Source organism: Flavobacterium nitrogenifigens (genome assembly GCF_003254565.1).
Classification (GTDB): Bacteria; Bacteroidota; Bacteroidia; order Flavobacteriales; family Flavobacteriaceae; genus Flavobacterium; species Flavobacterium nitrogenifigens.
In genome coordinates this window covers 38356-58317 of record NZ_QJRI01000182.1, presented here as the reverse complement: position 1 = coordinate 58317, position 19962 = coordinate 38356, and the positions used below count along the sequence as shown (strand labels likewise).

Annotated in this window: 20 protein-coding genes; 8 read left to right on the top strand and 12 right to left on the bottom strand. The window is 34.2% G+C overall.

Annotated features, from left to right (window positions below):
• Nucleotides 1–16: 16 nt before the first annotated feature.
• Together rlmB and DM397_RS21850 are read left to right on the top strand one after the other, a co-directional pair.
• A complete protein-coding gene (rlmB, locus tag DM397_RS21855) occupies nucleotides 17–751 on the top strand; it encodes a 23S rRNA (guanosine(2251)-2'-O)-methyltransferase RlmB (protein ID WP_111379730.1) in 735 nt (244 codons plus the stop codon).
• Between the two features lie 51 nt (nucleotides 752–802).
• Nucleotides 803–1606: a DUF2490 domain-containing protein gene (locus tag DM397_RS21850; protein WP_111379728.1), complete on the top strand. Its 804-nt coding sequence runs from the start codon at nucleotides 803–805 to the stop codon at nucleotides 1604–1606.
• Between the two features lies 1 nt (nucleotide 1607).
• On the opposite strand, the gene DM397_RS24060 is transcribed toward DM397_RS21850, so the two are convergent.
• From DM397_RS24060 to DM397_RS21840, 3 genes are read right to left on the bottom strand one after another with little or no spacing between them, the layout of a single operon-like run.
• Nucleotides 1608–1784, bottom strand: a complete 177-nt coding sequence (locus DM397_RS24060) for a hypothetical protein (protein ID WP_239457896.1) — start codon at nucleotides 1782–1784, stop codon at nucleotides 1608–1610.
• 15 nt (nucleotides 1785–1799) lie between these two features.
• Nucleotides 1800–2114: a hypothetical protein gene (locus DM397_RS24055; protein ID WP_239457895.1), complete on the bottom strand. Its 315-nt coding sequence runs from the start codon at nucleotides 2112–2114 to the stop codon at nucleotides 1800–1802.
• A gap of 57 nt (nucleotides 2115–2171) precedes the next feature.
• Nucleotides 2172–2936, bottom strand: coding sequence for a rhomboid family intramembrane serine protease (locus tag DM397_RS21840; RefSeq protein ID WP_111379726.1), 765 nt, complete (start codon nucleotides 2934–2936; stop codon nucleotides 2172–2174).
• Between the two features lie 176 nt (nucleotides 2937–3112).
• Between DM397_RS21840 and DM397_RS21835 the strand changes: the two genes are divergently transcribed.
• Nucleotides 3113–4390 carry a replication-associated recombination protein A gene (locus tag DM397_RS21835; RefSeq protein ID WP_111379723.1) on the top strand — a complete coding sequence of 426 codons (1278 nt, stop codon included), beginning with the start codon at nucleotides 3113–3115 and terminating at the stop codon, nucleotides 4388–4390.
• A 15-nt stretch (nucleotides 4391–4405) separates the two neighbouring features.
• Here DM397_RS21835 and DM397_RS21830 read toward each other — a convergent pair whose 3' ends face one another.
• The 9 genes from DM397_RS21830 to hpt form a co-directional block, all read right to left on the bottom strand.
• Nucleotides 4406–5173 (bottom strand): hypothetical protein, encoded by a 768-nt coding sequence (locus tag DM397_RS21830; protein WP_111379721.1) that lies wholly within the window; start codon nucleotides 5171–5173, stop codon nucleotides 4406–4408.
• A complete protein-coding gene (locus tag DM397_RS21825; protein ID WP_111379719.1) occupies nucleotides 5173–5859 on the bottom strand; it encodes a YjjG family noncanonical pyrimidine nucleotidase in 687 nt (228 codons plus the stop codon). Before DM397_RS21825 ends, DM397_RS21830 begins: the two co-directional genes overlap by 1 nt.
• A gap of 3 nt (nucleotides 5860–5862) precedes the next feature.
• Nucleotides 5863–6552, bottom strand: a complete 690-nt coding sequence (radC, locus tag DM397_RS21820) for a RadC family protein (protein ID WP_111379717.1) — start codon at nucleotides 6550–6552, stop codon at nucleotides 5863–5865.
• Nucleotides 6553–6674: 122 nt separating this feature from the next.
• A complete protein-coding gene (locus tag DM397_RS21815) occupies nucleotides 6675–8030 on the bottom strand; it encodes a UDP-N-acetylmuramate--L-alanine ligase (protein ID WP_111379715.1) in 1356 nt (451 codons plus the stop codon).
• Nucleotides 8031–8231: 201 nt separating this feature from the next.
• Nucleotides 8232–10376 (bottom strand): S46 family peptidase, encoded by a 2145-nt coding sequence (locus DM397_RS21810; RefSeq protein WP_111379714.1) that lies wholly within the window; start codon nucleotides 10374–10376, stop codon nucleotides 8232–8234.
• Between the two features lie 174 nt (nucleotides 10377–10550).
• Nucleotides 10551–11552, bottom strand: coding sequence for a GTPase ObgE (obgE, locus tag DM397_RS21805; protein ID WP_111379712.1), 1002 nt, complete (start codon nucleotides 11550–11552; stop codon nucleotides 10551–10553).
• A gap of 100 nt (nucleotides 11553–11652) precedes the next feature.
• Complete coding sequence (locus DM397_RS21800; protein ID WP_111379710.1) at nucleotides 11653–12927, bottom strand: hemolysin family protein; 1275 nt, start codon at nucleotides 12925–12927, stop codon at nucleotides 11653–11655.
• A 202-nt stretch (nucleotides 12928–13129) separates the two neighbouring features.
• Complete coding sequence (locus DM397_RS21795) at nucleotides 13130–13702, bottom strand: adenylate kinase (RefSeq protein ID WP_111379708.1); 573 nt, start codon at nucleotides 13700–13702, stop codon at nucleotides 13130–13132.
• Between the two features lie 66 nt (nucleotides 13703–13768).
• Nucleotides 13769–14299, bottom strand: coding sequence for a hypoxanthine phosphoribosyltransferase (hpt, locus tag DM397_RS21790; RefSeq protein ID WP_111379706.1), 531 nt, complete (start codon nucleotides 14297–14299; stop codon nucleotides 13769–13771).
• 184 nt (nucleotides 14300–14483) lie between these two features.
• On the opposite strand from hpt, the gene DM397_RS21785 reads away from it, so the two are divergent.
• The 5 genes from DM397_RS21785 (at nucleotide 14484) to DM397_RS21765 (ending at nucleotide 19811) form a co-directional block, all read left to right on the top strand.
• Nucleotides 14484–14738 carry a hypothetical protein gene (locus DM397_RS21785; RefSeq protein WP_239457894.1) on the top strand — a complete coding sequence of 85 codons (255 nt, stop codon included), beginning with the start codon at nucleotides 14484–14486 and terminating at the stop codon, nucleotides 14736–14738.
• Nucleotides 14739–15125: 387 nt separating this feature from the next.
• On the top strand, nucleotides 15126–15677 hold the full coding sequence (locus DM397_RS21780) for a hypothetical protein (RefSeq protein WP_111379704.1): 552 nt from the start codon (nucleotides 15126–15128) through the stop codon (nucleotides 15675–15677).
• A gap of 209 nt (nucleotides 15678–15886) precedes the next feature.
• The gene (locus DM397_RS21775; protein ID WP_111379703.1) at nucleotides 15887–17047 is read left to right on the top strand and encodes a 5-(carboxyamino)imidazole ribonucleotide synthase; all 1161 of its coding nucleotides are present in this window, start codon (nucleotides 15887–15889) and stop codon (nucleotides 17045–17047) included.
• 129 nt (nucleotides 17048–17176) lie between these two features.
• On the top strand, nucleotides 17177–17659 hold the full coding sequence (gene purE, locus DM397_RS21770) for a 5-(carboxyamino)imidazole ribonucleotide mutase (protein ID WP_008464237.1): 483 nt from the start codon (nucleotides 17177–17179) through the stop codon (nucleotides 17657–17659).
• Between the two features lie 124 nt (nucleotides 17660–17783).
• Nucleotides 17784–19811: a M3 family metallopeptidase gene (locus DM397_RS21765; protein WP_111379701.1), complete on the top strand. Its 2028-nt coding sequence runs from the start codon at nucleotides 17784–17786 to the stop codon at nucleotides 19809–19811.
• Nucleotides 19812–19962: the final 151 nt, after the last annotated feature.

Here is a 19962-nt window from a genome sequence, read left to right as displayed (position 1 = left end):
TACCTATATTTGTCCCATGGAAAAAGAACATCAAATATTTGGCATTAGAGCCATAATAGAAGCAATTCAGGCAGGAAAAGAAGTAGACAAAGTTTTCATACAGAAAGAGATTTCTAGTGAGCTTATGAAAGATTTAATGAAGGTAATGAAACGTGCAAACGTTAATTTCTCTTATGTGCCTGTAGAAAAACTAAACCGTCTTACTCCAAACAATCACCAAGGTGCTGTAGCTACCATCTCTCCTATTGGCTTTATCGATTTAGAACATTTAGTTGAATCTACAATTGAATCTGGTGCAAAACCTCTTTTTCTTATATTGGATCAAATATCAGATGCTAGAAATTTTGGAGCTATAATTAGAACTGCAGAATGCACAGGTGTTAACGGGATCATTGTACAAAAAGCAGGATCTGCCCCAGTAAATGGTGACACAGTTAAAACTTCTGCTGGAGCTGTTTTTAATGTGCCTATCTGCAAAGTTGAGCACATAAAAGATGCTATCTTTTATCTGCAAGGTTCTGGAATAAAAACGGTTGCTGCGACTGAAAAAACTGATCAAAACATATATGACATATCGCTTTCAGAACCATTAGCCATTATTATGGGATCTGAAGATCGCGGAATTAATCCTTCTGTTTTAAAAATAGTAGATGAAAAAGCAAAACTGCCAATGTTTGGATCAATCGGATCTTTGAACGTGTCTGTTGCCTGCGGTGCTTTCCTATATGAAGCTGTTCGACAAAGAACCTAAAATACATTGATAAATTAAGATGCGAATGAAATAATTAAATACCTTTAATTAATGCTTTCAAAATCTAATTCAAAATCAAGACTTATAATATTCCGATGCCTGTTTGTCATTTTATTTATCACAAACAGCTTCGGACAAAGTACTACGTATAATCAGTTCTGGAATGAAATTCAGTTCAACCAAACTTTAAGTAAAAAGTGGGCTACTGAAATAGATTTTGCGGCCGCTTACAGTAGTACTGAATCATCACCAAATTTATTCGAAAATACTATACAGAGATCTATTCGAGGTTGGGGGCACTACTATTTCTCTCCAAGATGGAAATTCTCCGCTTTTATAGCTTATTTCAACAATAGAGACGTTCCTGAAATAGGTCAATTCGAGTCTCCCGAAACACGATTTGCTCTCCAAGGAATTTACTATTTTCATAAAACTGGATATACTTTGAGTACAAGAATGCGTACTGAATTCCGTCATATGAAAAACAAAGATGATGATTATGAAAATGTTTTTAGATACCGTCAGCAAATTAAATATATGCAACCAATCAATAGTAAGATGTTAAGAGCTGGTGTTGTATATGCAATTGCTTCAGACGAAGTTTATTTTAAATCTGGAGCAAATGTTACGGGCGAAAGTTTCTTTGACCGGAATCGATTCAACGTTGGAGCTGGCTATTTGTTTTCGGATGATTTTCAGATAGAATTGACTTATTGCAATGAATATCTCCCACGAAGTAACGGGAACCAGACAACCAATGCAGCTTCACTCACCATAACTTTCAATAATCTTTTAAGAAATCTTCAAAAGAAAATAAAAAACAAAAAACATCCTGAAGTTAAAGATGAGGAATAGCTTAATTTTCTTCTTTCTTTAAAAAACATTTGAGCTGTTCGACAATAGCATTTTTATGAAGCTTAAAATTATAGCTTCTAACAAATTCAGTACCCTGCATATTGATTTCTGCACTAACAGCTTCATAATTAGAAAATGCATCAAGATCTTTATCATTGATCAAATAAAGAACTTGCATTATAGAATCGTTGTGTCAATATTGTGTGTCGTAATGCGCTAAATTATAAGTCTTGTTATCGGCAAGATGAATTATTAAATCTTCTTTTATCTTTTTTCCAACTTTCTTTTCGGGAAATGGTGTAGGCTGCAATGCAACAAAATAATGTTCCTTATCAGTAACAATATTAATTTTTAAGGATTTTGATTTTGTGGTATAAAAAGCGGCAGGCTCAAAATAGTATATCATACTCCCGTCGGCCTGCACCCTATTTTTTATTTCACACTGAGCAAAACCTTCTGCATAAAATATAAAACACAAAAACAAAACTAAAAAGCTCATTTTCTTCATAGTGCCCAAAAATTAAATTGTTATCTAACAAATTTAATCTTTTTATCTTAATGAAAATTATTGAGCACCATCTTCTTCAGTAGCTTCTTTTTTAGTCACAATATAATTTACTGGATGACTAGACAAAAAATATCCTAAATCTTCCTCTTCTTCATCAGGAAAAACAACAAAATTTCCATTTTCGTCAAAATGCTTCATAAAAGGATCGCTGTCTGGATCAAAATCGGGACGTTGCCAATCGTAAACAATTGGTTTTGCATACTCGGGCGCTTTATAGAATAAACTTAAAACAAATCCTGTAATAAGCCCTGCCAAATGCCCTTCCCACGAAATAGATTGATCAACATCCGGAAAAACATACCAGATCATTCCACCATAAAGTAAAATAACTGTCAAGGATAGAGCCACCAATCTGTAATATTTAGTTTGAATCCCTTTAAAAAAAATAAAGCTTACCAAAACATAAATCAACCCGCTTGCTCCTATATGAAAATTCTCTCGTCCGACAATCCAAGTAATTAATCCTGAAAATAAAATCCCATAGGCTATGACACCCAAAGTCTGTTTAGGATAAAAGAATTGCATAGCTGCCAACAGTATCAAAAGTGGAATACTGTTATTGTATAAATGATCTAAATTTTCGTGAATAAATGGGCTGAATAAAACACCTCGCAGTCCAACAAAATCTCGAGGATAAATTCCAAATCGATAAAAATCAAAATCGAAGCGAATCTGAAGCCAATAGACAACCCATAAAAAAAGGACAAAAAACAGCGGAAGCCCAATAACCGAATTTGAAAACTTAAAATTAGTGTTGCTCATATGTTTACAAAATAACAATTAACGGAACTCAAAAAACTATCCAAAAATATTTAACTGATATTTTGTCATACCAAGATAAAAAAAAATGTCTCAAATCAGAACAATCCTTCTTTCTGCGAACTGTTTTAACTTTTGAATGAATGAAATTTAAATCTTAAAATAGTAATTTTGTAATTATGGAAGCACCTTTAGCAGAGCGTATTCGTCCGCAGAAATTAGAAGATTATATAAGCCAGCAACATTTGGTTGGACCAACTGGTTCTTTAACACAGCAAATTTCAAAAGGAATAATTCCTTCGTTGATTTTCTGGGGGCCTCCTGGCACAGGAAAAACAACTTTGGCCCAAATCATTGCTCAGGAATCAAAAAGACCTTTTTACATTCTAAGCGCCATAAACTCTGGCGTAAAAGACATTCGCGATGTTATTGATAAAGCAAAACAAAGTGGCGGGCTTTTTACTGCTAAAAATCCAATACTATTTATTGATGAGATTCATCGATTTAGTAAATCACAGCAAGATTCACTTTTGGCAGCTGTCGAGAAAGGTTGGATAACATTGGTGGGCGCCACAACCGAAAACCCGAGTTTTGAAGTGATTCCTGCATTATTGTCACGTTGCCAGGTTTATATCCTAAATGCATTTACAAAAGCCGATTTAGAAGCTCTTTTAGAGCGCGCAATAAAAACTGACGCCTATTTATTGACAAAAAAGATAAATTTAAAGGAAACAGAAGCTTTAATACGTATTTCGGGCGGTGACGGCAGAAAACTTCTAAATGTATTTGAACTTGTTATTAATGCTTCTGCAGGGGACGAAATTACAATTACCAACGATCGCGTTCTAGAGCTTGTACAGCAAAACACTGTTCTTTATGACAAAACTGGCGAACAACATTACGATATAGTATCTGCATTTATAAAATCTATTCGTGGCAGCGATCCCAACGGAGCCGTTTATTGGCTAGCCAGAATGATTGAAGGCGGTGAAGATGTAAAATTCATTGCCAGAAGAATGCTGATTCTTGCAAGCGAAGATATTGGCAATGCCAATCCAACTGCATTAATAATGGCCAATAATACTTTTCAGGCCGTTACCACTATTGGGTATCCAGAAAGTCGCATTATATTAAGCCAATGTGCCATTTATCTAGCGACTTCGCCAAAAAGCAATGCTTCTTATTTGGCAATTGGAAATGCACAGCAATTAGTAAAGCAAACAGGCGACTTGCCTGTTCCTCTCCACTTGCGAAATGCTCCGACCAAATTAATGAAAGAACTAGGATATGGAGATGAATACAAGTACTCACATGATTATGCAAATAATTTTGCAGAACAAGAGTTTTTGCCAGATGCCATAAAAAAAACGGTTCTTTACAATCCTGGAAACAATTCTAGAGAGAACAGTACCCGCGAATTTTTAAAGAACCGTTGGAAAGATAAATACGGCTATTAAACCGCATTTTATATTTTAGAATTTAACTACAATTTTTTCTGAAACTAATTTATCATTCTGATAAGATTCAAAATACCATTGTCCGTCTTCTTTTAAGATTAAAGAACCTTGAACATTATCTTTGCTTGCAATATAAACATTTGGTTGCGAAGTTTTAAAAAGCTTCATAACTACCTTTGGTGTTTTATCAATCAATTGGTAACCAGATTCTGTTGGCTGAGCATATAACAAATTTGGATCTTTTAAATCAGGTGAAGACGCAGTAGCTACTTGGGTTGCAACTGCAGTTGTTGCTACAGCAGTAGTCGCTACAGCAGTTTTTACAGGAGCAGGTGTTTTTGAAGTCGCAACCGGATTACCGCTATATTTATAATGCAAAGCAGAGACTGACTTAAAAGCATTATCTAGCGCTTCTTTATAAGCTACCTCATAATCTTTTTCTTTACTTCTTCCTACTTCTGAAGTATAAACAACTTGACCAAAGCAATCTTTTAATTTCACAATAAGTTTAGTTACTAAGAAAGCATTATCTTTTACCACATCAATATACAAAACCTGACAACGATCTGTATAACCATCAGGAAGCTGTTCGTTTGAATAAAAAGCTTCAAAACCAGCTTTAATCAAATTTTGTTTACTTAAAGTCGCCAAACGATATTGATTTTCAGTCTTCATAAACTCATATTTCAAAGGAATAATTACAGCTTTGTAATCATTAATAGACTGCGCAAATCCAACAACTGAACATAAAAGTGCAGCAAATAAAAATTTAATTCTCATCATTATAAATATTTTTTTAGTTCTAATAAATGGTTAATTTGTTTATAGTTTTTCGAAACGTCGATTTTTTTCTCATTAAAAAAAATAGCATCTAGACCAGCATTTAAGGCACCATTTACATCTGCTTCAAAATCATCTCCAATCATAATGCTGTTTTCTTTTGAAGTATTAGCCAAATTTAATGCATAATCAAATATAATACTATTTGGCTTTTTAACCCCAGCTAGCTCCGAATTTGTAATAGTGCTGAAATAACCTCCTAGCGAAGCATTATTAATTTTCTTTTCCTGCACGTGAGCAAATCCATTTGTAATGATATGAAGTTTATATTTTGGCTTTAAATAATCCAAAACTTCAATTGCTCCATCAAAAAGATAATTATTATCAGTCAAAAACTCAATATAATCATTGGCAATTTCCAAAATATTCTCTTCTGAAATAGCATAATTCAAAGCATCGAAAGAAAACTTCAAACGATTATAGCGCAATTCTTGATGCGTAATTTTATCATTCTGATACAATCTCCAGCATTCTTGATTGATCGGAATATATTCTTTAATGAAATCTTGAGTAACGATTTCCTGATACTTAGTTTTGAAAATTCGATCAAAAGCCATTTCTGAGTTTTTATCAAAATCCCAAAGCGTATGATCTAAATCAAAAAAGATGTCGGTAATATTGGTATTCATGTATTAAAAAATTCCTTCATCTACAAAACTATAATATTTTGATTCAGTTATAATAACATGATCCAAAACTTTAACATCTAAAATTTCTCCTGCTGTTTTAATTTTCTTGGTAATCTGTTTATCAGCACTACTTGGAACTAAACTTCCCGAAGGATGATTATGACACAAAATCAAGCCTGTAGCTCCATTTTCTAATGCCAATTTAAAAACTAAACGTATATCTACAATTGTTCCAGCGATACCTCCTTTACTTAATTGAGATTTAGAAATCACTTTGTTTGAATTATTAAGAAAAAGCACCCAAAATTCTTCATGAGGAAGTTCCCCAATAATGGGTTGCATAATATCAAAAACAGCTTTACTTGAAGTTATTTTTTTTACTTTTTCAACATCTTCTATTCTTTGCCTCCTACCCAATTCTAAAGCCGAAACAATTGAAACAGCTTTTGCCTCACCTATACCTTTAAATTTTATCAATTGAGAAATAGACATTTTTCCTAAGGCAGTTAGATTTTTTGTAGTAGCCAAAATCCGTTGGCTTAATGCAACCGCAGATTCATTGCGGCTTCCTGAACCTATTAAAATTGCTAGTAACTCAGCATCACTCAAAGCCTCTTTTCCTTTGAGCATAAGTTTTTCACGAGGTTTGTCATCATCAGACCAATTTTTAATAGCAAAATGTCCTCCTTCCATAATAATAATTTTAAGAAGCGAAGATATTTAAAAAAGAAGAAAAATCTTTCAAAAAAAATATTGATTTAAACAAAAAAGCCGATTGTAAAAACAATCGGCAAATTATCTAAATGACTAATTTTCTAATTAATCAAACTTTTAACCTCATCAAAATTCAAACCTCCATAATTTCCTGAACTCATTAATAAAAGTGCGGAATTGTCTAAATTTAAATTAAATAGATATTCTTTAAACTCAGAAGGATTAGTATAAATGATTAAATCTTTTCTATTGAATGCAGTCGCTATTTGCTCATAAGTCACCTCTTCTAGTTGTTTAATTTTTACAGCATCTGGCGAATAGAAAACAACAGCAACATCAGCATATTCTAAAGCTCCTTCATATTCTTTTAAAAACTCAGCATTTAGACTACTATAAGTATGCAATTCTAAACAAGCGACTAAAGTTCTATTTGGATATTGCTCTTTTACCGCTTTAGTTGTTGCAGCCACTTTACTTGGCGAATGCGCAAAATCCTTATAAGCTACTTTTCCTTTTCCTTCGGCAATTTTTTCTAAACGTTTAGATGCGCCTTTAAAACTTGCAATTGCTTCGTAGAAATCTTCTTCATCAACGCCCATATTTTGGCAAATCCATTTTGCTCCTGCTAAGTTATTCAAGTTGTGCGCTCCAAAGACTTCAATCGGCATATCCCCTTCCGGAGTTTTTAACAAAGTCACACCATCATTTACAGAATATTCTGGAGTTGAATAAGCAATTTTTCTAATTGGATTTGTTGCTGCTTCAGAAACACGTTTTACTTCTGGATCATTTTCGTTGTAAACTAAAATTCCGCCATTTGTAATTTTTTCGATGAAAATCTCAAACTGCTCCACATAGTTTTCATACGTTGGAAAAACATTAATATGATCCCAAGCAATTCCAGAAATCAAAGCAATGTTTGGCTGATATAAATGAAATTTCGGACGTCTGTCAATTGGTGAAGACAAATACTCATCACCTTCCAAAACCATAAAATCATTTTCTTCCGTGAGATGCACCATAGTATCAAAACCTTCCAACTGCGCGCCAACCATATAATCAACAGCAATGTTATGATAGTGCATTACGTGTAAAATCATTGAAGTAATCGTAGTTTTACCATGAGAACCACCAATTACAACACGAGTTTTATTTTTAGATTGTTCGTATAAAAATTCAGGATACGAATAGATTTTCAAACCTAATTCTTGCGCTTTTAACAATTCAGGATTATCTGCTTTCGCATGCATTCCCAAAATAATAGCATCAATATCTGAAGTGATTTTTTCTGGAAACCAACCCAATTCTACAGGAAGAATTCCTTTTTTCTCTAATCTTGATTTTGAAGGCTCAAAAATAGCATCGTCGCTTCCTGTAACTTGGTATCCTTTATTATGTAATGCTAATGCAAGATTGTGCATAGCGCTTCCGCCAATGGCGATGAAATGTGTTTTCATTTAAAATGTTTAATCGTTAAACTGTTTAATCGGTTAATCGAAATGGCAAATAACTTATTAAACTCCATAATTATTTTTCAAAAATAAGGAAATATAATATGTCACATTTGGTTTTAGAGATAAATTAATTAGAAGACAATAAAAAAACCCGACAAGTTTTTAAAACTTGTCGGGTTTGATATTTATAATCAGAATTAAAGATTATTTTGCAATCGTCAATTCGTCGATAATGTTTTTAGCTCCAGCGTATTTGTCGATAATCCAAAGTACATAACGAATATCTACGTTGATAGTTCTTTGCAATTTAGAATCAAAAATTACGTCTCCAGCCATAGCTTCGATGTTACCGTCAAAAGCAATTCCGATTAATTCTCCTTTTCCGTTAAGAACTGGTGAACCAGAGTTTCCTCCAGTGATATCGTTGTCAGTTAAGAAGTTTACTGGCATGTAACCCGCTTTATCAGCATATTGTCCGAAATCTTTTTTCTTGTTTAATTCTAATAAACGAGCTGGCAAGTCAAATTCCTGATCTCCTGCTTTGTATTTTTTAACCATACTTTCCATTGTAGTATAGTTGTTGATTTTTGCATCGTTGCGAGGATCTGCAGGTAAAGCGCGAACTTTTCCGTAAGTCAATCTCAAAGTAGAGTTTGCATCTGGATATTTAATTGCGTTCAATTTAGATTCTCTTAAACCTTCAACCAATTTACGGTAAGCTGCTGCAAAACCATCATCTGCTTTTGCCTGATCGTCTGTTTTAGCACGGTATTTTGTCAACAAATCATTAGAAATAATATACAACGGATCGTGTACAATTGCTAATGGTTTCGGATCAGCCAAAAATGCTAATACTTTTTCTTTAGTTGTAAAATAACTCACTTCTGTTGCTTTTGCCACATCAGCAGCAAAGTCTCCATTGTTAGCCGTTTTCATTTTTGCAATTTCTGGAGCTAGTCCATATTCTGCAGCTTTAGAAGCATACAGATTCAGTTGAGCTACTAAAACATCTTTTTCTAATGGAGCATAAAAATCTCCATAAATGCTTTCTACCATTGCATTGATTTTAGGAAGCATTTCTGCTTTCTTCGCATCATTTTCTTTGTAGTAAGCAATTAATGCATTTCCTAAATTAGCTGGTGCTGTAGCATAAGCTGAAGTACGTAAAAGCTGAGTCAAATAATTATCGTGACGTGCTTTTAAGTTTGTTTCTCTGTAATAATCGTTGATAGTCGGAATTACATTTTCGTATTTCTCTTTGTTTGCAGGTTTAGTAGCCCACTCATAGAATTTATCTTCTTGTTCTGTTTTAGTATCAACCGTACCTGCTTTTGTTAAAGCATCGATCATACCTTGACGATTTTTCCAGTAGTTTGCAGTTGAAGCATATTTAGAAGCGTACTGTAAACGAACAGTTGCATCTTTATCCATATACTTTTTCATTACATCCATTCCTGTTTTTGCACCTTCAACCCAAGCAGGATAAGCATATTTAATGTTTTGCTCAATTCCTCCAGCTGGCATCCAACGGTTTGTTCTTCCTGGATAACCCAAGATCATTGCAAAATCATTCTCTTTTACACCTTTTAAACTAACAGGCAAATAGTGTTTTGGTTTTAAAGGCACATTGTCTTTAGAATATGTAGCAGGATTTCCGTCTTTATCTGCATAAACTCTAAACATAGAGAAATCTCCAGTTTGGCGAGGCCACTCCCAGTTGTCTGTATCTCCACCAAATTTACCAACGCTTTCAGGAGGAGTTCCCACTAAACGAACGTCTGTATAATCTTGGTACACAAAATAGTAATATTCATTTCCTTGAAAGAAAGGACGAACAGAAACAGTGTATTTCCCGTTTTCGCTGTTTTCTTTTTCAATCAAAGCAATCTCTTGCTGAATGATTTTATTTCTTTCAGTTTCTGTCATCTGATCGTTTACTTTAGATAAGATTCTTTTTGAAACATCATCCATACGAACGAAGAAACGAACGAATAAAGATTTTGGTTTTAGTTCTTCTGAACGGCTTTTTGCCCAGAAACCATCTTTTAAATGGTTTTGCTCTGCAGTTGAAAGTTCTGCAATTGCACTATATCCACAGTGGTGATTAGTCAAAACCAAACCGCTGTTTGATACGATTTCAGCAGTACAACCTCCATTGAACTGTACAATCGCATCTTTTAAGCTATGGTGATTAATGCTGTAAATTTCTTCGGCTGTCAATTGCAAGCCCATTTTTTCCATATCTCTATGGTTCAATCTTTCGATAAACATCAAAAACCACATTCCTTCATCGGCTCTCATTGGGAAAGCCATAAGGCACATGGTCAAGAATAAAATTACTTTTTTCATGTTATTTTGTTTAAGTGATGCGAATATAAGCCATTTTGACAATTATTCCATCTTAAACGATTCTAAAATTAAATATGAGAATAGATTTTTAACTGTTTATTACGAATTTAACATTATAAAACAAAAAAGGCGTTCTGAAAACAGAACACCTTTTTGATATCTAAGTAAGCTTTATTATTCATTAAGCATTTTCCAAAGCCTGTCTTTCAAATCTGTCAAACCTTGCTGCGCAACAGACGAAATAAACATATAAGGAACATCTTTGAAAGAAACATCTAATTCTGCTTTCAATTCTGCTTTCAATTCATCATCCAGCATATCGCATTTTGAAATAACAACAAGACGTTCTTTATCTAACATTTCAGGATTGTATTTCGTTAATTCGTTAACCAAAATATCATATTCTCCTTTAATATCTGCCGTGTCAACAGGAATCAAAAACAATAAAGTTGAGTTACGTTCAATATGACGCAAGAAATAATGCCCCAGACCTTTACCTTCAGCAGCACCTTCAATAATTCCGGGAATATCGGCAATTACAAAAGATTGAAAATCTCTGTAAGCCACAATTCCTAAATTTGGTTTTAAAGTCGTAAAAGGATAATCGGCAATTTTTGGTTTTGCTGAAGTTAGCACAGACAATAAAGTAGATTTTCCAGCATTCGGGAAACCTACCAAACCAACGTCGGCTAAAACTTTAAGTTCTAGAATAACATCCATTTCTACGCCAAGTAAACCTGGCTGTGCATAACGAGGTGTTTGGTTTGTAGAACTTCTAAAATGCCAGTTTCCTAAACCTCCCTTTCCTCCTCTTGCAAGGATTTGTTTCTCTCCGTGTTCTGTAATTTCAAAAAGTGTTTCGCCAGTTTCCTTGTCTTTAACAACAGTTCCTAGTGGCACTTCGATAATTTTATCTTCTCCATCTGCACCAGTACTACGATCTCCACCACCGTCTCCACCGTGACCCGCTTTAATGTGGCGTGCAAATTTCAAATGAAATAATGTCCAGAGTCCTTTATTCCCAACCAAATACACATGTCCTCCGCGACCTCCATCTCCTCCGTCGGGACCGCCTTTTTCAATAAATTTCTCTCTATGTAAATGCGTAGATCCTTTTCCTCCTTTTCCGGAAGAAACATATATCTTAACGTAGTCTACAAAATTTCCTTCTGTCATTTTCTTTGTTTATGTAAAGTTTCAAGTTTCAAGTTTCAGGTTTCAGGTTATGCGTTACGCAACTTGAAACTTGAAACTTGAAACTTAAAACAAATTCTCTCTACTCTTTTAATGCTCTTACAAGCACTTTGTCAATTTTAACGCCGTCCATATCGATTACCTCTAGAACGAATTTCTGCCAAACTAATTTCTCTCCTTCTTTTGGAATGTGAGACAGCTCAGTCATAATCATTCCGCTTACGGTGTTTACTTCGTAATCGTTTGTTAGTTCGTCTAACTCGAAATATGTCAAGAAATCATGCAACGAATAATGTCCATCAACCAACCACGAACCATCTTCTCTTTCTATAAGCTGGAATTCGTCTTTATAAAATTCTGCCGCATCACCAACTAACGCTTCCAAAATGTCATTCAAAGTAATCATACCTTGAAAAACTCCATATTCATCTGAAACTAAAGCATAGTGAACACCTGTTTTTTTGAAATTCTCTAATGCTTTATAAGCCGTAGTTTGTTCCATTAAATAAGGAGCATCAGACATTATGGCTGCTAAATCGAAATTATCTTTTTCAATATTCGCAAAAATATTTTTAAGTGTTACAACTCCAACAATATCATCGTAATTATCATTGTAAACAGGATAAACCGCATGAAGATCCTGAACTACTAATTCTTTGATTTTTTCTTTATCTGCTTTTAATGGCAGCATATCTACCGACTTGCGGTGTGTCATTAAAGAGTTTACTTTTCTGTCTCCAATATGAAAAACACGCTCCACAATGTCTTGTTCTATTTCTTGAACTTCCCCAACTTCAGTTCCTTCTTTAATAATGGCTTTAATTTCTTCTTCTGTAACTTTTCCATCAGCAGTTGGTTTTATCTGAAGGACATTCAGTAAAAAATCTGTTGAAGAAGTTAGCAACCAAATAAATGGTGCTGTAATAATCGAAATCACTTTCATTGGCATCGCCACCATTTTAGCAATAGCTTCTGGATAATTTAATCCGATTCGTTTTGGAAGCAATTCTCCCAAAACCAATGAGAAAAAAGTTAAAACTACCACTACAATTCCAACAGCGATTGAATGTGCGTAAGGTTTAAGAACGGCAATTCCCGCCACAAAAAGTTCAACATCTGCCGTGATTTTATCTCCAGAATAAATACCGGTTAAAATTCCGATTAAGGTAATTCCAATTTGTACTGTAGACAAAAATTTATTTGGGGAGTTGGCTAAATCGAGTGCCGTTTTAGCACTTTTATTGCCTTTTTTTGCTGCCGTTTCGAGCCTGTTTTTACGGGCCGAAATCAAAGCGATTTCAGACATGGAGAAAACTCCGTTTAATAGAATTAGAAAAAATATTATTAGTATTTCCAATTGATAGGGGATTCGTTATAAAATAGTCTCGTTAATGTAATTTGTAATCGTAATCTAAAATAGCCCAGATGGAAGAGAAGAGCCCGGAGCTAAAAAAACTAATTTTTCTTGCCAGAAAACAGCGACCGAAGGAAGCTCGTTTTATGGTATAGAAAAATAGTTTTTTTAGCGAGGACTCGTAACGTACAGCTGGAAGAAGCTTCTACAAATTATCTATAACTGACGTTAAGCGCTCTGTAATTTGTTCAATCGTTCCGATACCATCTACGGCGTGAAACTTATTTTGTTCTTTATAATATCCAATTAGCGGAGCTGTTTTCTCATTGTATTCCTGATATCTCACACGAATTTTCTCTTCGTCTTGATCATCAGCTCTTCCGCTTGTTTTTCCTCTTTCCAATAAACGTGCAACCAAAATTTCGTCATCTGCCTCTAAAGCGATTGTTGCAGTTACGTTAGATCCGATTGTTGGTAAAAATTTGTCTAAAGCTTCAGCCTGATTGATTGTTCTTGGGTAACCGTCAAACAAAAATCCTGCTGTATCTGGGTGTTTTTTCACCTCATCAATTAACATTGCAGTTGTTACTTCGCAAGGAACCAATTCTCCATTGTCCATAAAAACTCTTGCTTGTTTTCCTAGTTCAGTATCATTTTTTAAATTGAAACGAAAAATATCTCCTGTTGAAAGGTGTGTTAAATTGTATTTCTCTTTTAAAAATTCTGCCTGAGTTCCTTTTCCTGCACCAGGCTTTCCAAATAAAACGATGTTAATCATAATTGAAATGAGTGTTGTTACCTCTGTCTTTCAGAAGTCTTTAAATGAATATTTAGTTGTGTTTTGTTATTCTGCTAATTTGTAAATCTCGGTTAAGTTTCTTCCTAAACCATCATAGTCCAGACCGTAACCTACAATAAATTTATTCGGAATTCGAATTCCGATATAATCTATTTTTATGTCTTTTTTGTATGCTTCTGGCTTAAAGAACAATGTTGCAATTTTAAAATGCTTTACATTTTGCGCTTTAAACAAGTGCTTTAATTCTTCAATCGTATTTCCGGTATCAATAATATCTTCGATGATAATTACGGTTCTTCCTGAAAGATCCTGATTGATTCCAATTAATTCTTTAACTGCATTTGTTGTTTCAGTTCCTTCATACGATGCCATTTTTATAAACGAAACTTCGCATGGTTTTTTATATTTTTTTAGAAAATCTGACACGACCATAAAAGCACCATTCAAAACTCCAATAAAAATTGGCGTATCATCTCCAAAATCGTCTTCTACCTGAGCTACTATTTTAGTTAAAGCAAAATCAATTTCTTTAGCCGAAATAAACGGAACAAATTGTTTATCGTGAAGTTGTATCATTATTTTTCTTTTTAAAATAATGGACAAAGATACAGAATTACAACTTAACTGCTTCTATCAAAATAAACTGTATCGAGATATTTTTTAAGAATGTTAAATATCAGTTAATGTTTACAAAATATTTTTTAACCCTATTCCAAATTTAAGTAAATTGCTGTACCCTAACCATTTAACCGCAAAAATAATGAAAAAACCCTTAGCCCTATTTTATATACCGCTATTAGCCTTAATGACAGGCTGCAATGGGCAAGTAAAAAAAGAAGAAAAAGAAGCTCTTGCCAAACAGCCTGGAAATGTTGTAAAAACTGCTATTGGAGATATTACGCTTCCTGCACCCTACGCTATCGAATCTAAAAGTAATGTCACTAAAGTGACTGTCTTGCCTATGGGCAATTTTGAAGCACCAAATTCCAACTCTAAAAAGATTCTAAACACATAGAAATATAGATTTTTGTTTAAAAAGATGTTACAAAAAATCTCATTTTCTTGCATGACCCCGAAGCATCGGGATGTGAGTTTTAAATAAGTCAAACGCCTTTTTTGCCTCAATCAATGCTATGTTTCTATGTGTTAAATAAAATTGCGTTCTATCCCAGCTCTTTTTATGCCTTTCAAAAAATATTTTCTTCTTCTTTGTTTTTCTTTTTTATTCTAAAAACAGTTCCGCCCAAAAAAGTGAAGTCCAAAATATTGATAAGGTCCACTTTCTAGTGTTTATGGCGCTGAATTGTGTGGAGCGATTTTACTATCTCATACCACTCACAAACTATTACGGAATTGTCTCGCTAAATTATTTATTTTAGCGCCGTATTAAATCTCAAAAACAATGCTTTCCGAACTGCAGAAAAAACTGGATTACGTAAATGCTTATAGAGAAAACCGTCTAAAAGCTGCGCAAGATGTTCTAGAAAACCCATCGCTTTTTAGCGAATTGGTTTCGATTTGCTTTTCACCCGAAGATAAAAACAATCATAAAGCTTGTTGGATTTTAGAATTTGTTTCGTACGAAGAATTAAATTGGCTCCAACCTCATCTAGATTTTTTCTGTTCAAATCTGAAAGTTTTAAAAGATGAAAGTGCCATGCGTCCGATTGCAAAAGTCGTTCAGCTTTTGGTAAAATCCCATTATAAGAAAAACGAAAATGGCATAAAACTCTCCGAAGAAAATCTTCAAGACTGTATTGAAGCTTCTTTTGACTGGCTTATTAATGACACCAAAGTCGCTACAAAGGCCTATTCCATAAGAACTCTATACATTCTAGGAAATCATTACGACTGGATACATCCCGAACTCAAAGTTATTCTTGACAAAGATTTCGGCGATCATACTGCAGCCTATAAAGCCGTAGCCAAAGAAGTTTTAAAGAAAATAAAATAGGTTTTAGTTGCCACGAATTACACAAATTTTCACGAATTATTTTTTTTCAAATTCGGTCTAAAAAAATTAGTGGAAATTTGTGTAATTCGTGGCAAACAAAAAAAATCCTTTCTAATCCTTTTATCCCGATAGCTATCGGGAGTGGCATAAAAAACTAAATTTTGGCTAAAAAAAGATTAAAAAGTATCTTTGCAAAAACACAACACAAAATGAATTATTTTTCTTCTGATTTTAAATTAGGAATATTAGGTGGCGGACAATTAGGCAAAATGCTTTTGTTTGACACCAGAAAATTTGATATACAAACATACGTTCTAGATCCAAGCGACGAAGCGCCTAGTAAAATTGCCTGCAACAAGTTTTTTCAAGGCGATTTAATGGATTATGAAACGGTTTACAATTTCGGAAAACAAGTCGATGTTTTGACTTTTGAAATTGAACTGGTAAACCTTGAAGCTTTAACGCAACTAGAAAATGAAGGTTTAAAAGTATATCCATCTCCAAAAACCTTAAAAGGAATTCAGAATAAAGGCGTTCAAAAAGATTTTTACGCTAAAAATAATATCCCAACTGCACCTTTCAAAAGATTTGAGAACCTTGAAAATCTAAAATCAGAAATCGTTAATGAACAATCAACAATCAAATTGCCATTTGTTTGGAAATGCACCGAATTTGGTTACGATGGAAATGGTGTAAAAATAGTTCGCCAAGTTTCAGATTTAGATACATTGCCAAATGTAGAATGTATTGCAGAAACTATGGTTCCGTTCAAAAATGAATTGGCGGTAATTGTGGTACGAAATCCATCAGGAGAAATGAAAACGTATCCGGTTGTAGAAATGGAATTTCACCCAGAAGCAAATCAAGTTGAATACGTAATCTGTCCAGCAAGAATCGACGATAAAGTAGCCGAAAAAGCAAGAGCTGTTGCTTTAAAAGTTTCAGAGAATTTCAACCACGTTGGTCTTTTAGCAGTTGAAATGTTCCAGACTCAAGATGATGAAATTTTAGTTAATGAAGTGGCACCACGTCCGCACAATTCTGGTCATTATTCTATTGAAGCAAGTTATACTTCACAATTCGAAAATCATTTACGCGCTATTTTAGATCTTCCGTTAGGAAATACAGACAGCAAAGTTGCCGGAATTATGGTAAATTTAGTAGGTGCCGAAGGTCATTCTGGAAATGTGGTTTATGAAAACATCGAAACCATTTTAGGATGGGACGGCGTTACACCACACATTTACGGAAAAAAACAAACTCGCCCTTTCAGAAAAATGGGTCACGTTACTATCGTAAATGAAGATATGGCTGAGGCTAGAAGAATTGCGCAAGAAGTAAAGGAAACTATTAAAGTTATTAGTGAATAAATTAGTTTTCAGTCTCAGTCACAGTATTCAGTTTAAAAACTATATTTTTTTGAAGTCTCAGTATTAACTTGAAACCTGAAACCTGAAACCTGAAACTTGAAACTTGAAACCAATAAAACAAAAAACAAAATGAGCAAAGTAGCTATTATAATGGGAAGCATCTCCGACATGCCAGTTATGCAGGATGCAATCGACATATTAAAACAATTTAATGTAGAAGTTGAAGTAGATATCGTTTCGGCACACAGAACGCCGGAGAAATTATTCGATTTCAGCAAAAATGCACACAACCGCGGAATCTCGGTAATTATTGCTGGAGCGGGCGGTGCAGCACATTTACCTGGAATGGTAGCTTCAATGTCTCCGCTTCCTGTAATTGGAGTTCCTGTAAAATCAAGCAATTCTATTGATGGATGGGATTCTGTTTTATCGATTCTGCAAATGCCTGGTGGAGTTCCAGTTGCAACGGTAGCTTTAAACGGTGCAAAAAATGCTGGGATCTTAGCAGCACAAATCATCGGAAGCCACGATAAAAAAGTTTTAGATACGATTATTTCTTATAAAGAAGAATTGAAAGCTGCGGTTAATAAAGCGGCTGAAAGCCTTAAATAGTTCGCAAGTCGCAGTCTCAGTTTTCAGTCACAGTGAAAACCGAGACTGCGACCGAAAACTCAAAAAATTAACTCTTTAGTCTCAGTTGCACTGAAAACTGAGACTGAGACTGAAAACTACAAATATGAGCGTATTAACACAATATTTCAACACCAAACATAACACTGCACCTTTTTCGCAAATCAAAATCGAAGATTATGTTCCTGCTTTTACAGAAGGAATTGCTTTGGCTAAAGCCGAAATTGATGCAATTGTAAATAATCCAGATGCGTCTACATTTGAAAACACAATTGTAGCTATGGATTATTCTGGCGATATTTTGGATCGTCTTTCAAGTATTTTCTTCAATTTGAATTCGGCTGAAACCAATGACGAAATGCAGAAAATTGCACAGGAAGTTTCGCCTTGGCTTTCAGAACTTGGAAATGACATTCGTTTGAATGCTGAATTGTTTGCGAAAGTAAAAGCTGTTTACGATCAAAAAGAAAGTTTGAATCTTAATCCAGAGCAAACTACTTTATTAGATAAAAAATACAAAAGCTTTTCTAGAAACGGAGCGAATTTACCAGAAGGCAAGAAAAATCAATTAAGAGAAATCGACAAAGAATTATCGAAATTGAGTTTGCAGTTTGGTGAAAATGTTTTGGCAGAAACTAACAACTTCGAATTGCATTTGACTCATGAAAAAGATCTTTCAGGTTTACCAGAAGGCACAATCGAAGCGGCAAGATTACTAGCCAAAAATCAGGAAAAAGAAGGCTGGATTTTCACTTTAGATCATCCAAGTTACGTTCCGTTTTTGACTTATGCTGATAATCGTGAATTGCGTAAAAAAATGGCAATTGCGTTTGGTGCAAAAGGTTTCCAAAAGAATGAATTCAACAATGAAGAAAACGTTCTAAAAATTGCCAAACTTCGTCATGAAAGAGCCAATTTATTAGGTTACAAAACGCATGCGCATTTTGTTCTAGAAGAAAGAATGGCCGAAAGTCCAGAAAAAGTATTCTCTTTCTTAAATGATTTATTGTCTAAAGCAAAACCAGCAGCTCAAAAAGAATTTGCAGAATTAACTGCTTTCGCAAAAGAATTGGACGGAATCGAACAATTAGAAAAATGGGACGGCGCTTATTATTCTGAAAAATTAAAACAACAGCTTTTTAATTTAGATGATGAAAAGCTTAAACCATATTTTCAATTAGAAAAAGTTTTAGACGGGGCGTTTACCGTTGCCAAAAAATTATATGGTTTAACTTTTACTGAGGTTTTTGATATCGATAAATACCACGAAGAAGTTACAACTTATGAAGTAAAAGATACTAACGGAAATTTAGTTTCGATTTTCTATGCCGATTTCTTCCCAAGAAAAGGAAAAAGAAACGGCGCGTGGATGACTTCATTCAAATCACAATATGTAAAAGATGGCGTAAACGAAAGACCACATATTTCGAACGTTTGTAATTTTACAAAACCAACAGAAACAAAACCTTCGTTATTGACTTTTAATGAAGTAACAACTTTATTCCACGAATTCGGGCACGGATTACACGGAATGCTAGCTGATACTGTTTATCCAAGTTTATCAGGAACTTCTGTTTATTGGGATTTCGTAGAATTGCCAAGTCAGATTATGGAGAATTGGTGCTACGAGCCAGAAGCTTTGGCTTTGTTTGCAAATCATTATGAAACAGGAGAAATTATTCCGATTGAGTATGTTCAGAAAATTAAAGAAAGTGCAAGTTTCCAGGAAGGTTTAGCGACATTGCGTCAATTAAGTTTCGGATTATTAGACATGGCTTGGCACGGACAAGATCCAACTTCTATTTCAGATTTAAAAACTTTCGAAACAGAACAATTTGCCAATACGCAATTGTATCCTGATGTAGAAGAAAATGCGATGAGTACCGCTTTTTCACATATTTTTCAAGGCGGATATTCTTCTGGATATTACAGCTACAAATGGGCAGAAGTTTTAGATGCCGATGCTTTTGAATATTTCCATGAAAATGGGATCTTCAATGAAGAAATTGCAAAAAAATTCAAAGACAATGTGCTTTCAAAAGGAGGAACAGAACATCCGATGACTTTGTACAAACGTTTTAGAGGACAAGAACCAAAACCTGAAGCTTTGTTGAAAAGAGCAGGATTGTTGTAAAGATTCTAAGATACTAAGGTTCTAAGTTGCTAAGCTTCTTAGAGAACCGAATTTTGAAACCGAAGCAAAAAAGCTTCGGTTTTTTTATTTGATTTTTCTTAGAAATAAATTTACTTATCTTCGTCTTTTAAATCTTAATCTTACAAATACA

Coding starts and splice junctions, on each gene's coding strand:
- rlmB (WP_111379730.1), top strand. CDS start 17: ATGGAAAAAGAACATCAAATATTTGGCATTAGAGCCATAATAGAAGCA.
- DM397_RS21850 (WP_111379728.1), top strand. CDS start 803: ATGCTTTCAAAATCTAATTCAAAATCAAGACTTATAATATTCCGATGC.
- DM397_RS24060 (WP_239457896.1), bottom strand. CDS start 1,784: ATGCAAGTTCTTTATTTGATCAATGATAAAGATCTTGATGCATTTTCT.
- DM397_RS24055 (WP_239457895.1), bottom strand. CDS start 2,114: ATGAAGAAAATGAGCTTTTTAGTTTTGTTTTTGTGTTTTATATTTTAT.
- DM397_RS21840 (WP_111379726.1), bottom strand. CDS start 2,936: ATGAGCAACACTAATTTTAAGTTTTCAAATTCGGTTATTGGGCTTCCG.
- DM397_RS21835 (WP_111379723.1), top strand. CDS start 3,113: ATGGAAGCACCTTTAGCAGAGCGTATTCGTCCGCAGAAATTAGAAGAT.
- DM397_RS21830 (WP_111379721.1), bottom strand. CDS start 5,173: ATGATGAGAATTAAATTTTTATTTGCTGCACTTTTATGTTCAGTTGTT.
- DM397_RS21825 (WP_111379719.1), bottom strand. CDS start 5,859: ATGAATACCAATATTACCGACATCTTTTTTGATTTAGATCATACGCTT.
- radC (WP_111379717.1), bottom strand. CDS start 6,552: ATGGAAGGAGGACATTTTGCTATTAAAAATTGGTCTGATGATGACAAA.
- DM397_RS21815 (WP_111379715.1), bottom strand. CDS start 8,030: ATGAAAACACATTTCATCGCCATTGGCGGAAGCGCTATGCACAATCTT.
- DM397_RS21810 (WP_111379714.1), bottom strand. CDS start 10,376: ATGAAAAAAGTAATTTTATTCTTGACCATGTGCCTTATGGCTTTCCCA.
- obgE (WP_111379712.1), bottom strand. CDS start 11,552: ATGACAGAAGGAAATTTTGTAGACTACGTTAAGATATATGTTTCTTCC.
- DM397_RS21795 (WP_111379708.1), bottom strand. CDS start 13,702: ATGATTAACATCGTTTTATTTGGAAAGCCTGGTGCAGGAAAAGGAACT.
- hpt (WP_111379706.1), bottom strand. CDS start 14,299: ATGATACAACTTCACGATAAACAATTTGTTCCGTTTATTTCGGCTAAA.
- DM397_RS21785 (WP_239457894.1), top strand. CDS start 14,484: ATGAAAAAACCCTTAGCCCTATTTTATATACCGCTATTAGCCTTAATG.
- DM397_RS21780 (WP_111379704.1), top strand. CDS start 15,126: ATGCTTTCCGAACTGCAGAAAAAACTGGATTACGTAAATGCTTATAGA.
- DM397_RS21775 (WP_111379703.1), top strand. CDS start 15,887: ATGAATTATTTTTCTTCTGATTTTAAATTAGGAATATTAGGTGGCGGA.
- purE (WP_008464237.1), top strand. CDS start 17,177: ATGAGCAAAGTAGCTATTATAATGGGAAGCATCTCCGACATGCCAGTT.
- DM397_RS21765 (WP_111379701.1), top strand. CDS start 17,784: ATGAGCGTATTAACACAATATTTCAACACCAAACATAACACTGCACCT.